This is a genomic window from Paenibacillus pinisoli (genome assembly GCF_003605435.1).
Lineage (GTDB): Bacteria > Bacillota > Bacilli > Paenibacillales > Paenibacillaceae > Pristimantibacillus > Pristimantibacillus pinisoli.
Map to the genome: position 1 here is coordinate 28,131 of NZ_QXQB01000007.1, position 13,717 is coordinate 41,847.

A 13,717-nucleotide genomic window follows, 5' to 3' on the forward strand; every position below is an offset into this window, starting at 1 on the left:
GGTAGAGGAGGTGAAGGCAAGTGGATTGGAGCAGGGCGAAGACCGTATTGATCATATCGTTCCTCATGCTGAATATCCTTCTCGGCTATCAGCTGTGGGTGGATATCAGCGAGCAGTTGAATGCCAATGTGAATTCAGCGGAGCTGCCGGCAGACAAGGTGCAGCTGATGGGACAGAAGCGCATCTCGCTGGCTGCCAATCTGCCTGCCGGAACGCCGAAGCTGAGCGATCTGACGTATCTGCTTCGATCGGATAAGAGGTCGTCGCCGAAGAAGCTGGAGAAGCCGGTCGACAGCGCCCTCATATTCGACAAGGCTGCGCTTGTGAAAGCATTGGGCGGTCAAATTCCGGATATCGAGAACTATGAGTATGATCTGCACAGCGACCGCGATGGCGTATTTGTCATGCATCGTATGGTCGACGGGCGCCCGATGTTCAATGTGAAGCTGGAGCTGCAATACACCAGCAACCGGAAAATTACCAGCTTCCAGCAAGACCGGGTAGAGGAGATTAGCCACGGCGAAGAGAAGCAAGTGATCGGATCGGCGAAGGTTGTCGTTTCCTTGATTGAGACCTACCTGGACGAAGGCTCTGTGATTGCCGACATTCAGCTTGGCTATCATGGCCAGATCTTCGACTCCGAGAAGCAAGTGTCGGCTCCGACTTGGCGAGTCATGCTGGGGGATGGCAAGGTGTATTATGTCCATGCGATCAGCGGCGAAGTTGCGACAGAAGGCGCAGATGAAGAATCGGGTTCTGAGTCGCCGGCGGCATAGCTGTCGGCGCTAAGCCGTGTTATGCTTAATATATCGATTGATAGAGAAGCGATTGCTGGTTGTTTATAAGAGATGATAGATTTAATCGAATCTGGCGTTGCGGGATTGCCGGAAGAGGGTATAGAGTAAGTAGGGTCTGTAAGACTTTGTGACCTGTGCGATGGGAAAAGGAAACAGGGAATAGGAAACAAGAAACAAGAAACAGTCACGCCTCAGGTTGAGGAGGCTTCTTGAGCACTCTAAGGGATATTGAATAGAGTCAGGCTCTTGATAGAGTAGAGCTGCAGGTTGATTGATAGAAGGCGGCTCTAAGGCAGATAGCCAGAAAACAACAGCGGAAATTGGACGCGATCGAGGTTACAATGTAGGTAGCTTCGGTAGAGGCAATGGGAGAGGACTGGACGTTTTGGGACTTCGATTTACAGTATTGGCCAGCGGTTCGACCGGCAACGCGACGATCGTGCAGAGCAGCGAGAAGACGGTGCTGGTAGATGCGGGCCTCAGTATGAAAAAGCTGGACGAGCTGATGCGGGAGCGGGGCATTGCCGGACATGATCTGGACGCTCTGTTCGTCACGCATGAGCATTCCGACCATATTAAGGGACTCGGCGCTTTCGCGCGCAAGTACGAGCTTCCTATCTATGCCAACGAATTGACATGGGGCGCAATGGAGCGCCATGTCGGCACGATCGCGGTGGAGAAGCGGGTTATTATGGAGACGGGCGAGGCGCTGGACTTTGGGTCCTTGCGCGTTCAGTCGTATCCGATCTCGCATGATGCTGCTGAACCTGTCGGCTATTGCTTCGAAGAGAATGGCGAGAAGCTGAGCCTCGCGACGGATCTTGGCTATGTGAGCGAGAAGGTCAGGACGCAGATCATCGATTCCGATGTGCTCGTGCTAGAGTCCAACCATGACACCGAGATGCTGCGCATGGGCCGTTATCCTTGGAACATTAAGCGGCGCATTCTAAGCGACGTAGGGCATCTGTCCAACGTAGCGGCAGGCGAAGCGCTGATTGAGCTCATGACGGACCGGACCAAACGCGTCTATCTGGCGCATCTTAGCCTGGATCATAACCAAATGGACCTGGCTATGCTAACGGTCAATTCTATATTGGAGAACCACGGAATATTTTATAAACAGGATGAATTTCCTCTGCGCAAGACGTATCACGACAGACCTACCCCATGGGACGAAGTGAAGCGGAAATAAGCGATTCCAGCTGGGTATCCAGCGCTTCGGCTTTGCTCTCCAGCTCTTCGCGGCTAAGAATGCCCTTCTCTATGAAAAGCTCCAGCATAGCGCTTAACGTGAGAATGGTGCGGTAATGATCCTCTTTCAGATCGGCTAGCTTGGCGGCAAGCTGTACGTGCTCCCATGCCTGGGACGGCTTTGTTTTCATCGTGAATCTCTCCTTTATACCGGAATTTGCGCATTAGCGGTCTCTTCTGAAAAAAAGTAAGGCATCAGGCTTTGAATCTATTATTATTTTAGTCATTTCTTCCGAAAACATTCCTAGATTATGAAATTCGCTGCAAGGTTCGAAAGAGAGAGGAGAGATTCCGATGAGCATATTCGACGACGATTTTTATTCGACCAAGGTGTCCAGGAGAACGGTTCGCAAGAGCCAGCAGGACACTCATCGGTTATCTTTCGGCGGGACCGCGGAGCGCAAGTGGTCTAATCTGCGCATTGCGTTCATCTCGTCCTTCACAAGCGCCGTAGCTGCGGCACTCTTGTTCGGACTGATCTTCGGCGGATTCGGCGGCGGCGGCTCGACGCCCGTTCATCTGACGTCATCCGGCGATCCATCGGAGCGCACGATAGTGGCTACGGCGAAGGTGAAGCCGGCGGTGGTCAGCGTCATCAATGAGCAGATGTTCGGACTCGGCATTGGCGGCAAGCGCTTAGAGAATGGAGAAGAAGGCTCGGGCGTCCTGCGCGAGGCAGGCGTCGGCTCGGGCGTCATTATAGAGAAGAAGGCCGGAAGGGCGTTCATCGTGACGAACTACCATGTGGTGGCGAGCGCGGAGAAGGTGAAGGTGGTACTGACGACAGGCGAGGTGCGCGAGGCTCGCGTCGTCGGTATGGATCAGATCACCGACCTGGCTGTATTGGAGATTGACGCCAAGGGCATCAATACGGTTGCGGAAATCGGCGACTCCTCGGCGCTGCGCGCTGCGGAATTCGTCATGGCGATCGGCAATCCGCTTGGCATGGGCGAGTCGATCACGATGGGCGTGGTCAGCGTCATTAAGGAAGTGATTCCGGTATCGCTGAATCAGAACGGCGTCATTGACTGGGAGCAGGAAGTGATCCGGGTGGATGCGGCGATCAACCAAGGCAATAGCGGCGGTCCGCTGATCGATCTGAACGGCCGTGTGGTCGGCATCAACAGCATGAAGATCTCCGACTTCGGCGTCGAGAGCATCGGCTATGCGATTCCGATCAACAATGCGATGCCGATCGTGGAGAGCCTCATCAGCAAAGGCTATGTGCCGCGTCCTTATCTCGGCGTCTATACGATGGATCTGGAGCAATATTGGGAGCAGCAGGATCTGGAGAAGCTGTTCGGGGAAGAGGAAGAAGGCGGAGGCTCGGAGAACGGCGAGTCAAGCGGCTCGGGTACGATCCAGTTGCCTGATGAGGTGCTGTCGGGCGTCATTGTGCTGGAGGCGGTCGGCCCGTCCAAGAAAGCGGGGCTGACGTTCAACGACGTGATCGTGAAGCTGGATGATCATAAGGTGAGCAGCACGATGGAGCTGCGCAAGTACTTATACAGCAAGAAGAAGATTGGCGAAGACATTACGGTGTCCTTCTACCGGGACGGCGAGCTGAAGTCTGTGAAGATGAAGCTGGAGGAGCAGAGTCCAGAGGATGAGTGACACCTATAGGGAAAAAGCCGGAAGGCGCGTCTTGTGACGGGCCTTCCGGCTTTGTTATGAGCTGGAACTATGCGATGAGTCTCCGCATTAGCGCAGCAATGGATTCATTAGTAGGCCGTCCAGCCAGCGTCAGCTGTGACAACAGTGCCATTCACGAAGCTGGAGTCGTCGGAGGCAAGGAACAGCGCGACCTTGGCGATTTCTTCAGGCTCGCCTGTGCGAGGGTTGATGCCCATGCCCTTCATCGCTTGCTCCATGCCGTACGGGTTCGGAGCATTGATTGTCGTGCTGATGTTCGTCGCTACGCCGCCTGGAGCAATCGCGTTGCAACGGATGCCTTGCGTGGCGTATTGGAAGCCGACGTTCTTGGTCAGGCCGACGACCGCATGCTTGGCTGCTGTATAAGCAGCGCCGGCTCTGGAGCCATATAGGCCGCCAGCGGATGCGACATTGACGATGACGCCGCTTTGCTTCGCGGTGAAGATCGGAAGCGCCTTGCGGATCGCGCGCATCGGTCCTGTCGTATTGACGGCGAAGACACGCTCCCACAGCTCGTCCGTCAGATCGGCAGCGGGCACGAAGTTGTCCATAATGCCGGCGTTGTTCACCAGGATGTCGAGCGTGCCGTACGTGTCTACGGCTGTATCGATGAGCTGTTGCACGTCATCTTCTTTGGCTACATTGGCAGCAACGGCGATGGCTGTGCCGCCCTTCGCTTCAATCTCTTGCACGACGACTGCGGCGTTGTCGGCGGACAGGTCGGATACGACGACCTTCGCGCCTTCGGCTGCGAAGAGCAGGGCAGTCGCTTTGCCCATGCCGGATGCCGCGCCTGTGATGACGGCTACTTTGCCATTAAGTTTCATGTGAGTGTCCTCCTCTAAAGGAATAGTATGGTTCATGATGCACTGCGGCTATGCGCCTGTGAGGCGGAATTGAACACTTGTATAATAGCAAACAGGTGTTAAGATCAATATATACAATAAGGCGAACTGCCACAATATATAAAACGCTTTCATTTGTACGTTAACAGACAAAACACGTTCGAGTGTTGAATACTTTTTTGTGGAAGGAAGAATTAGAAATGGCGGATAGGCGTATAGCGCGCAGCAAAGTAGCGCTCAGGGACGCGCTTCTGACTCTCATGTCGGAGAAGAGCTTCTCGGCCATCACGATTACGGAGATCGTGGAGCGGGCCAATTATAACCGGGGGACGTTCTACACCCATTATGAAAACAAGGAGGGGCTGCTTGACGAGGTCATCTCGGAGCTGCTCGACGAGCTGATCGAGTCGTTCCGGGCGCCGTATGGCGACCTGGATGTGTTCCGGGTCGATGAGCTGACGGCTAATTCGGTGAAGATCTTCGAGCATATTCACGAACGCGCTGCGGTCTATACGGTTCTCTTCCATAGCGATGTGCTGCCGGTTATTAAGGAGAAGATGTTCGGCGTAATCAAGAAGCTGTCCAGCGAGGAGCTAGAGCAGGAGACGGAGTCCATTAACCGCGAGCTGATGATGGTCTACAGCATCCATGCGCTGATGGGCCTGGTGTTCCACTGGATCGAAGGCGGCTTCCAATATACGCCTGCCTACATGCAGGACCAGCTGATCAAGATGATCAACTGGCGGCCGACGGCGGCTAAGACGCATGTGAAGAAGTAGCGGAAAAGTGATTGAGCGCCGCCACGCACCGCTAAATCGCGGTGCTGCTTTTAGTAGCGAATAGGTGAAGACTTGTGTTCCGGGTTGTTGGAATAGGCTTTGCCTGGTTACATAGACTAAGGGTTGGGGTATGCAAGGATAGATGTGAGCGGGAGTGCTGGGACGAGCGTTGCGTGTTGCTCCTTGTATGCGGGGGAGCGGTCGGATATCGCAGCTCGCTTTCTTCACGTCACTTGCTTACGAAATGTTTTCTTCACAGAAAAGGGCCTGTTCTGCTATTCTGGAATAAGTCGAATAAGCACTTATACTCTCGAAGAATAGGAAGCGAATCAGCTATGTATTGTGTATGTAAACCGTGTATTGAGAAGGCATTGGAGCGTTTTGTAGATGAATACGAGGATGCGCCGGATGTGGTCGATCTGAAGGAGACGCAATTCGCGGATTGGGATCCCCCGCGCAAGTGCGACTTCTGCGAGGATGCTGCAGCGTTCCTGGTGGTATAGCGTGACGGTAAAGATGAAGACAGCTGGAGTGTTGGAGCAGACGAGCTGCCTGTAAAGGTGAGAGAGATCGTTTGCCCACTTCTGTTCGAGTACAAAAAATAGATAGAGGGATGGGCCTCATATGCATATTCAGATAGCGTCCGTCGGGAAGCTGAAGGAGAAGTACTTGACGCTTGGCATCGCGGAATATGCCAAGCGGCTTGGGCCTTACGTGAAGCTGACGCTCACGGAAGTGCCCGATGAGAAGGCGCCGGAGACGATGAGTCCGGCGGAGGAGCTGCAGGTGCGAGAGCGTGAGGGGGAGCGGCTTCTGGCGCAGCTGAAGCCGGACGCCCACGTCATCGCGCTCGCGCTCGATGGGGAGCTCTGGTCCAGCGAAGACCTCGCGGACCAGCTCGATAAGTTAGCCACGTATGGGCGCAGCCACGTGGCTTTTGTTATTGGAGGGAGCAATGGGCTTGCTCCCTCTGTACTCAAGCGCGCCCAACAGAAGCTTAGCTTTGGGCGGATGACTTTGCCGCACCAGCTGATGCGGTTGGTGCTGGTGGAGCAGGTTTATCGGGCGGTGAAGATTAATCGGGGGGAACCTTATCATAAGTGAGGGCGAAAAATGTTGGTTGTTAGTGAAGTTCGCAATCAAGAAGTCGTGTGAAAAATAACGAAAAAATGACTGAAGATACAACTCTACAAAAAAATAGAAGCGACTTGATAAATTTCTTAATGAGATGGCATTGCATATCATCCACAAGGGTTATCGGATGTACAGACGGAATCCTTCCGTTCTGCGCTTCAAGCAATATATCCCCAGTTGAAAAATAATGATGTTAGGGAATCAATCGAAAAAGCGTTGCGCCAGCTGGATTGAGAGCGTGGCATAACAAAAGGAGCACCACATGAGCTTTATTGACGAAGTTTTGGGCAATATTAGCGTCATGAGTACGGACGATGTGATACAGTCTATGTCCCGGATTTACGATGAACCGGTTGACCGTGACGCGCTGTCCGCCTATCCACAATTCATACAGGATATTATTTGGATCATCGACATGGACACCGAGTTGGCGATGAATGGGATTGGCGGTCTGTTGGAAAACAGCACCGGGCGCTATGCTGACAAAATGATCGACGCGTTGCGCCATATTTCAGCGGATAAAGAAGCTGAAACCCTGGCTCAAATATACCAAATCTATCAAAGTGACCTTGACAGTGAGAGAATAGACGAACTGGCTGGCAGTCTATACCTTTATATCGATTTTGATATATGGCCGCTATTGGAGGCTTATGTCGAAGCGGAGAAAGGAAGATACGAGGCAAGCAAATGATTGACACTTCAAAAACTATGCCAACACTTTAGACCGAATCGATGATATAAATGAGATGCTGGCAGATAAAGAGTTGATGAAACGCTTTTTTAGCAATTCTGGTTTTCATATGAATCAGGCTAGAGGCGGGTCGGAGATCACCCTTTCAAGTATATTTGTTCAAATTGCTGAGGAACTAAAAAGACGTAGCTAAGTTATATAGCCCAGCACAAGCTCAACAGAGAGGAGAACATCCATCACAGGCGTTCTCCTTTTACGTCACGCATGATCTTCCATTGCCTCCCTCGCTAACTGTTGGGCATATGCTTCGCCCAAGCCGATTGACTCGTAATACTCCCGCGTCACCATTTCCATACGCTGGATCATTGCCGATAAAATACACCCATCCTACAATTAAGGTATGGTGACTTTAACACCACATGCGCCATACAAGCAGTGCGGGCAATCTATTATTTCTCCATCCACCATCTACAATAGTCCTTTAATATTTAAGGTTCCCTCACTTTAACAGTCAGCGCGTCATACGGGCAGTGTGGAAGCCGCAGTACTTTCTATGCGCTGTCCCCATAAAAGAAAAGCTCGCCCTATAGTCGTTAAGGTGAGCAGTAATGAAAGTGTTCTATCGCTTGTCTTGTTAAACCAGCATCGTCTGCCTGTGTGCCATAGAGTCTATCGAAGCCACTCCGTAATTCATCCCATTCCATTAGCCCATCCTCCCATATTGTACAAGTTCTGATTCGATAAAAGCATAAGGGGGGAGCGGGACTAATTACAAACTTGACTTCGGTGAATGATTAGGAAGGGATTATGGAGAACTTGCCCCTCTGCTTTCGCTCTCGTGGTTTTTGGCAGTAGTTCGGTAAGCTCTACGTTGCAGAGCTTAAACTGCAAAAACGCAAGTTACTTTGAAGCTCGGAATGCCGCCGCGGCGGTGGAAAGGCGTTTGTTACGCTAACGGGCAGGATAGTAAGTGACAGTATTTTCGAGATGCCGAGGAACGGGCAAAAAGTTGAGATACAGTATCCATCGGTAACTTCAACTCGTTAGAGTAGTAATAAATTGAAAGAATGTTTAAAAATAAGTGTTGCATGTATCTGAGTAGAAGGATAGAATTGGAAAAAATATTCAGAAAGACTTTATCATCACATAATGGATGGGAGAGTATTATGTATCCAATTAAATTGGTTTTGTTTGATCTAGATGATACACTTTTACACTTTGCCGACTATTGGGAAAATAGTGTTAAGGACGCATTCAGAAATCATTTTTTCACCAGTGAAATGAATAGTAACGATTTATTTGATGTCTTTAGTAATGTAGAACAATTCTTAGTAAAGAAATTAGATAGCAAACAAATTTCTTTTGACGAATATCGGACTAAACGTTTTCTCTATTCTATGGATCAAATGGGGAAAACAACGGATGTAGAAACGGCAATTAACTTTGAAATGTTCTACCAATCAATAAGTAAAAAACATATGAAGCCTAATGTGATGATAAACAAAATTATTAAGGATCTTAGTAATTATTATCAAATAGGAGTATTGACGAATGGAAGCAAAGGGTGGCAGAATGACAAATTGGAGGCAATCGGATTAGATGGTATCATTCCAAAAGAGTATGTGTTCATATCTGAAGTTATCGGCTATGAAAAACCAAGCCCAGAAATTTATCATCATGTCCTAAGTATGACTTCTTTACCACCAGAACAGGTACTTGTCGTGGGCGACTCTTGGACAAATGATGTTGCGGCTCCAATACAAGAAGGGTTGAAAGCAATATGGTTAAATAAGAAGAATTATCAAGTACCTCAAGAGCCCCGCCCTCTAGCAGTGATTACCGAAATAGAGGAGTTACGTGCGATTTTATTGTCACACATAGATGACAGCCCCCTTGATTGAGTACCTTATTCGCGCTATTCCGCTAACGGATACTATAGTTGAATTATCAATAATAAGGCCGCCGATTACCTCGGCGGCTCTCTGTGCTTATTAAGCACAATTGATCAAAACCGCAGGTGGGGTAAATCGCACCGCGGTGCATTTTTCGCCGATAGACCCGTTAAGCTGAACCTTACCACAAATAGTGTAAAGCGGAAATCGAATTAAAGGTTGAGGCTGCGATGCTAAATTTGCAAAAGGGAGCGTAAATAATAGGTATTCCAATAATGATGCCATTGTTGTCTTGTGAATGCAGAAATGTCTGCGCCGCGGGAATCGGGTTGTCACTCATAATGGCATACAGAATGGGGTAATACCACCGTAGCTGACACCACCCGCAAACGCATGGATAAAAACGAGAGCTCTCCATGTCTGGAGAGTTCTCGTTTTATAAAGCAGTAATAAATGTTAAAATTGTAGCCTCCGATACAAATCCGTTTCTTCCGTAAAAGACAATGACATCATAGGAAGACCAAATCAATCCATAAGCGACACTGCACTTCCTTTGCGGTTTGATCAACTTAGTGATCAGAGTCCGTTATCAAATATTCAATGTTTACTATACCCTTAATTCGCTGACTGCACCGCCGAATACCGTGATGACATGCTGGACAATACAAACGCGGCAATGATGGCGATGAGTACGCCGAGTATCCCGAACCAAGTAATGGATGCAAGAGAAACATGGTTTACGATCAACCCGCCGATTCCTGCGCCGAATGCCATGGCAAGCTGCATCATGGAACTGTTCAAGCTCAGCATGACGCCTGAGGATTCAGGAACGAGTGTAACCAGGTTGAATTGCTGTGCCGGAGCAGATGACCAGGCGGCAAAAGACCAGAGGATCAAAATGGCGAATACGGCAATGACCGACTGTCCGACGAAGGATAGCAAAATCAACGAAATGACGTGAAGTACCATCCCTGAAACGAGCGTGAATATAATGCCACGTTTATCCGCGCTGTAGCCGCCGACTTTCGACCCTATCAAGCTAGCAATGCCGAACGCGAGCAGGGCTGTGCTAATCAATGATTCATTTAAATGAGTCACCTCTAGCAGAAATGGGGAGATGTAGGTATAAGCGAGAGAATATCCTCCTAACCAGAAAAAAGTAATCGCCAATGCAACCAAAACTTGAGGCTTTTTTAACAAAGCTAATTGCTTGATTAAACGAACAGGCTTGTCACCCTCAATACGTGGAAAAACTGCAGCAATGACAAACATGGCCATACCCCCGACAATTGCGATGGCCAGAAATACAGCTTTCCAGCCAAAAGACGAGGCTATCATTCTGCCGAGCGGGACTCCGATGATGAGCGATGCGGTTAAGCCCATGGTGACGTTGGCGATGGCGCTGGCCTGCTTGCCTGGCGGAGCGATTTTGGCGGAGATGCTGAGTGCGTTAACAGTAACCACCCCGGCGCCTAATGCCGTAATGATTCTCGCCGCAATGAAGAAACCAAAGCCGGACAATATAAATGTCAGCAGATTTGCAGCAATAAAGAAGCCCAGCGAATAAAGGAGGAGCTTACGACGGTCCATTTTAGCCGTTAACGCCATTAGAATAGGCGTGCCGACGGCATAGGCCAGCGAATAGACCGTAATGAGCTGGCCTGCTGCCGCAACGCTTGTTCCTAATGCCTCTGCGATCCGGTCCAAAATCCCGGAGATGACATAATTAGATGTTCCTACCAAAAAAGTGATCAAGACTAGAACGTAAACTTTCCAGGTGCTCTTCATAATTCACACTCCTGATGTGTTTAAAAAAAATTATATTTTAGTCGATAACGAGAAACCGCCACGCCTTTATGCTAGCGGCTGAAGGAGGCAGCGCGGGGCTGCCGAAATGTTTTGGTCAATTCCTTCCGAGAAATCTTAATCTCGGGAACATCGCTACTAACCGACAGACGTTCTGGAATAATAACAAAAAAAGTCGGTGCTCCCTCGTTTGAGACTGTTATGAAACCGAAATGGTTTTCTCCCCCTTTTGTAAAAAATGGCGCTAAGTATTATTCAATACAACATTAGTCGCTTGAACAACACTTGTTGTATTTGTATGTTATAATAGCAATCGAATGATACGCAATCATCAATATCCATGAACCGTTGTATTAACAACAGCTTTTCTATAATGTCGTTTTACTGGGGAGATTTTAACTATGACAATAAAAAAAAGTGAAGCTGATCCTCGTGTGATACGTACACGGAGACTTCTTCAAGACGCTTTTGCTTCATTAATTCAAGAAAAAGACTTTGAATTGATAACCGTTAGGGATATTGCAGAGCGGGCTACTGTTAACAGGGCGACTTTTTATGCGCACTTTGTAGATAAGTTCGAAATTCTTGAGGTTAGACTAATGGAATCATTTATGACAATCATGAATCCTAGAATAAACGGTCATGAAGTGTTAAATGAAGAAACAATCAAAAGTATTTTTCTGGGGATATGCGAATTTCACAAGAGTCTAAACACAATATGCAAAAGAAGAAGTACATCACTTGTACCTGTATTCGAAATTCAAATAAAGGAAAAAATTCAAACGATCCTTCTTTCCTTTATAGACAAAGACAAGATGCTATCGAATTCAAACGCGCAATTTTTAATAAATACAGCATCTATCATGTTAAGTTGGGGGATGTATGGGGCGGCTTACACTTGGAACAAAGAGGGGTGTCTAATAAGTGCGGAATCATTCGTTAAACAGTCTTTGCCCTTAGTGATGAAAGGAGCCAAAGAACTGCTGGGATAGGTTCTTTCGCTATTGCTCTGCCCTTGAACGGTTAGCCGAGAAAGAGTCTGCATCAGGTGAGAGGTACACAGGTGATTTGCTTTTGTCTAGAAGTATTGAAACCATACGCTTACTGGAAGAAGCATTAGGAATTGCTGAGCGTGGCGGGGTTGATCACACCGCAGCGGTCAATATGCTTATGAGCAAACTGTTTACCGCCCCCATCTATCAAAGCTATGGCAAAATGATTGCCGAAAATTCAGCATCTATATCGCAAAGCAAAATTCCGCAGAAAGATGTAGGCCTCTTGCTGTCGGCGTCGCAAATGCACAAGTTCCAGCCCCGCTTTCCAGCCTGCTGCTTGATATGCTAGAGGACGGAGATCGGAGCAGAACATAAGGCTAGAGTCGATGTTATTCGTACTCTTGTATAACCGGTCTGCCTGGTTGCGGTTATAAGTGACATTCGGCTCTCAATTCAATACGCTCAAGCGAACCGCTATAAAGCTATGCCATTTGGTTTTCGCAACAGACGGGAAGTCGTTTGCTCTACAAAGCGTCCATTGGATGGAGGAAGTGGAAATGGAAATAGAAAACAAGAACAAGCAGCGACATACCGCTGTTTGTTCTTGTAATTTTACGTATGGTTTCATTCTTTGCTTGTGACGGATTGTATGCCATTCGCAGACTGACTTCGCATCGAGAACGATAATATAGCCGGAAGGAGTGCGATTGCAACACCAATTGCGCCAGCCACGCCGATTGACTGTAAGGAGAAGCTTTCCACCACGATACCGCCAATGGCAGCTCCGACAGCAATTCCCAACTGGATGAAGGATGTATTCAAGCTCAGAAGGATTCCCGCTGCGCTTGGTGCCAAGCTAATCATATAAACTTGTTGAATGGGACCCGTAGACCAAGCAAAAAACGACCATAACAGCAGCAACGGAAAGACAGCTATTGATGTATGGGCAAAGAGGGACATAAGGATCAAAATAGCAGCGTGGATCATTAAGCTTCCATTCAGCGTACGCGGAATACCTAATTTATCCGCACCATAACCTCCAGCCTGGGCGCCCAGCAAACTTGCTATACCGAATGAAAATAGCGCGATGCTCACCATCCCATTGCTCATACCCGTAATGTTCATCAGAAATGGTGTAATAAACGTGTAAACAATCGTATAACCGACCATCCAAAAGAAGCTAATCGACAAGGTTAATAATAGCTGCGGCCTTTTCAACAGGGCGAGTTGTTCTTTAAGAGGCACATTTGCCTCTCCTTGCGACTTTGGCAACGCCATTAAAATGACCAGCATCGCGATAAAACTAAGAAGGCCGATTCCATAAAAAATCATTTTCCAGTCGTAGGTGCTGGCAATGACTCTTCCCACAGGAACGCCTAAAATAAGCGATAGATTAAATCCCATCATGATAGTTGCTATGGCGGTGCCTTGTTTTCCAGGTCCGGCAATTTGAGCAGAAACAGTTAAGGCAACCACGGTAAAGACACCTGTACTAAGAGCTAAGATCACTCTTGCACCAACAAGCATCGGATAGCCCGTCGAGACCACCGTAATTAAATTCCCTATAAAAAAGAGCGCCAAAGCAGCCAGCATAAGTGTTCTCCGGCTTAGTTTAGAGGTAGCCGCAATAAGAATCGGAGTACCTACCGCGTAAGATATGGAATAAACCGAAATGAGTTGGCCGGCAGCAGCAATGGTTACGCCTACATCTTTGGAAACCAGATCCAATATCCCGGCAATTACAAATTCCGAAGTTCCCACTAGAAAACTTATAATCGCTAAAATATAAACTTTCCACGATTTAATCATTTGATTATTCTCCTTTATAATTCTATATATCTAAAAATATAGAAATGATAACAATGAAGGATTGC

The 13,717-nt window shown here is 48.4% G+C and carries 14 protein-coding genes; 10 read left to right on the forward strand and 4 right to left on the reverse strand.

Features of this window, described 5'->3' with window-relative positions; translation table 11 throughout:
* Positions 1-20 precede the first annotated feature (20 nt).
* Complete coding sequence (gene yycI / locus D3P09_RS24260; RefSeq protein WP_120114028.1) at positions 21-776, forward strand: two-component system regulatory protein YycI; 756 nt, start codon at positions 21-23, stop codon at positions 774-776.
* Between the two features lie 406 nt (positions 777-1,182).
* A complete protein-coding gene (locus D3P09_RS24265; RefSeq protein WP_120114029.1) occupies positions 1,183-1,989 on the forward strand; it encodes an MBL fold metallo-hydrolase in 807 nt (268 codons plus the stop codon).
* Here the strand turns inward: D3P09_RS24265 and D3P09_RS24270 are convergent.
* Positions 1,958-2,179, reverse strand: a complete 222-nt coding sequence (locus tag D3P09_RS24270) for a hypothetical protein (protein WP_120114030.1) — start codon at positions 2,177-2,179, stop codon at positions 1,958-1,960. The genes D3P09_RS24265 and D3P09_RS24270 overlap by 32 nt on opposite strands.
* Before the next feature lie 163 nt (positions 2,180-2,342).
* Between D3P09_RS24270 and D3P09_RS24275 the strand changes: the two genes are divergently transcribed.
* A complete protein-coding gene (locus D3P09_RS24275) occupies positions 2,343-3,662 on the forward strand; it encodes a S1C family serine protease (RefSeq protein ID WP_120114031.1) in 1,320 nt (439 codons plus the stop codon).
* A gap of 107 nt (positions 3,663-3,769) precedes the next feature.
* Here D3P09_RS24275 and D3P09_RS24280 read toward each other — a convergent pair whose 3' ends face one another.
* A complete protein-coding gene (locus D3P09_RS24280) occupies positions 3,770-4,528 on the reverse strand; it encodes an SDR family oxidoreductase (RefSeq protein WP_120114032.1) in 759 nt (252 codons plus the stop codon).
* A 218-nt stretch (positions 4,529-4,746) separates the two neighbouring features.
* On the opposite strand from D3P09_RS24280, the gene D3P09_RS24285 reads away from it, so the two are divergent.
* The 5 genes from D3P09_RS24285 (at position 4,747) to D3P09_RS24305 (ending at position 9,051) form a co-directional block, all read left to right on the forward strand.
* Positions 4,747-5,325 carry a TetR/AcrR family transcriptional regulator gene (locus D3P09_RS24285; RefSeq protein ID WP_120114033.1) on the forward strand — a complete coding sequence of 193 codons (579 nt, stop codon included), beginning with the start codon at positions 4,747-4,749 and terminating at the stop codon, positions 5,323-5,325.
* A 335-nt stretch (positions 5,326-5,660) separates the two neighbouring features.
* On the forward strand, positions 5,661-5,828 hold the full coding sequence (locus D3P09_RS24290) for a CxxH/CxxC protein (RefSeq protein WP_119803563.1): 168 nt from the start codon (positions 5,661-5,663) through the stop codon (positions 5,826-5,828).
* Positions 5,829-5,949: 121 nt separating this feature from the next.
* The gene (gene rlmH, locus D3P09_RS24295; RefSeq protein ID WP_116048373.1) at positions 5,950-6,429 is read left to right on the forward strand and encodes a 23S rRNA (pseudouridine(1915)-N(3))-methyltransferase RlmH; all 480 of its coding nucleotides are present in this window, start codon (positions 5,950-5,952) and stop codon (positions 6,427-6,429) included.
* Positions 6,430-6,721: 292 nt separating this feature from the next.
* Positions 6,722-7,150, forward strand: coding sequence for a DMP19 family protein (locus D3P09_RS24300; RefSeq protein ID WP_120114034.1), 429 nt, complete (start codon positions 6,722-6,724; stop codon positions 7,148-7,150).
* 1,166 nt (positions 7,151-8,316) lie between these two features.
* Complete coding sequence (locus tag D3P09_RS24305) at positions 8,317-9,051, forward strand: HAD family hydrolase (RefSeq protein WP_165867570.1); 735 nt, start codon at positions 8,317-8,319, stop codon at positions 9,049-9,051.
* A 606-nt stretch (positions 9,052-9,657) separates the two neighbouring features.
* Here D3P09_RS24305 and D3P09_RS24310 read toward each other — a convergent pair.
* Positions 9,658-10,830, reverse strand: coding sequence for an MFS transporter (locus tag D3P09_RS24310; RefSeq protein WP_120114036.1), 1,173 nt, complete (start codon positions 10,828-10,830; stop codon positions 9,658-9,660).
* Between the two features lie 419 nt (positions 10,831-11,249).
* Between D3P09_RS24310 and D3P09_RS24315 the strand changes: the two genes are divergently transcribed.
* Both D3P09_RS24315 and D3P09_RS24320 read left to right on the forward strand, forming a co-directional pair.
* Positions 11,250-11,840, forward strand: coding sequence for a TetR/AcrR family transcriptional regulator (locus D3P09_RS24315; RefSeq protein ID WP_120114037.1), 591 nt, complete (start codon positions 11,250-11,252; stop codon positions 11,838-11,840).
* 82 nt (positions 11,841-11,922) lie between these two features.
* Positions 11,923-12,192, forward strand: a complete 270-nt coding sequence (locus tag D3P09_RS24320; protein ID WP_243644451.1) for an NAD(P)-binding domain-containing protein — start codon at positions 11,923-11,925, stop codon at positions 12,190-12,192.
* A 275-nt stretch (positions 12,193-12,467) separates the two neighbouring features.
* Here D3P09_RS24320 and D3P09_RS24325 read toward each other — a convergent pair whose 3' ends face one another.
* Positions 12,468-13,652: an MFS transporter gene (locus D3P09_RS24325; protein ID WP_120114038.1), complete on the reverse strand. Its 1,185-nt coding sequence runs from the start codon at positions 13,650-13,652 to the stop codon at positions 12,468-12,470.
* Between the last annotated feature and the right edge of the window lie 65 nt (positions 13,653-13,717).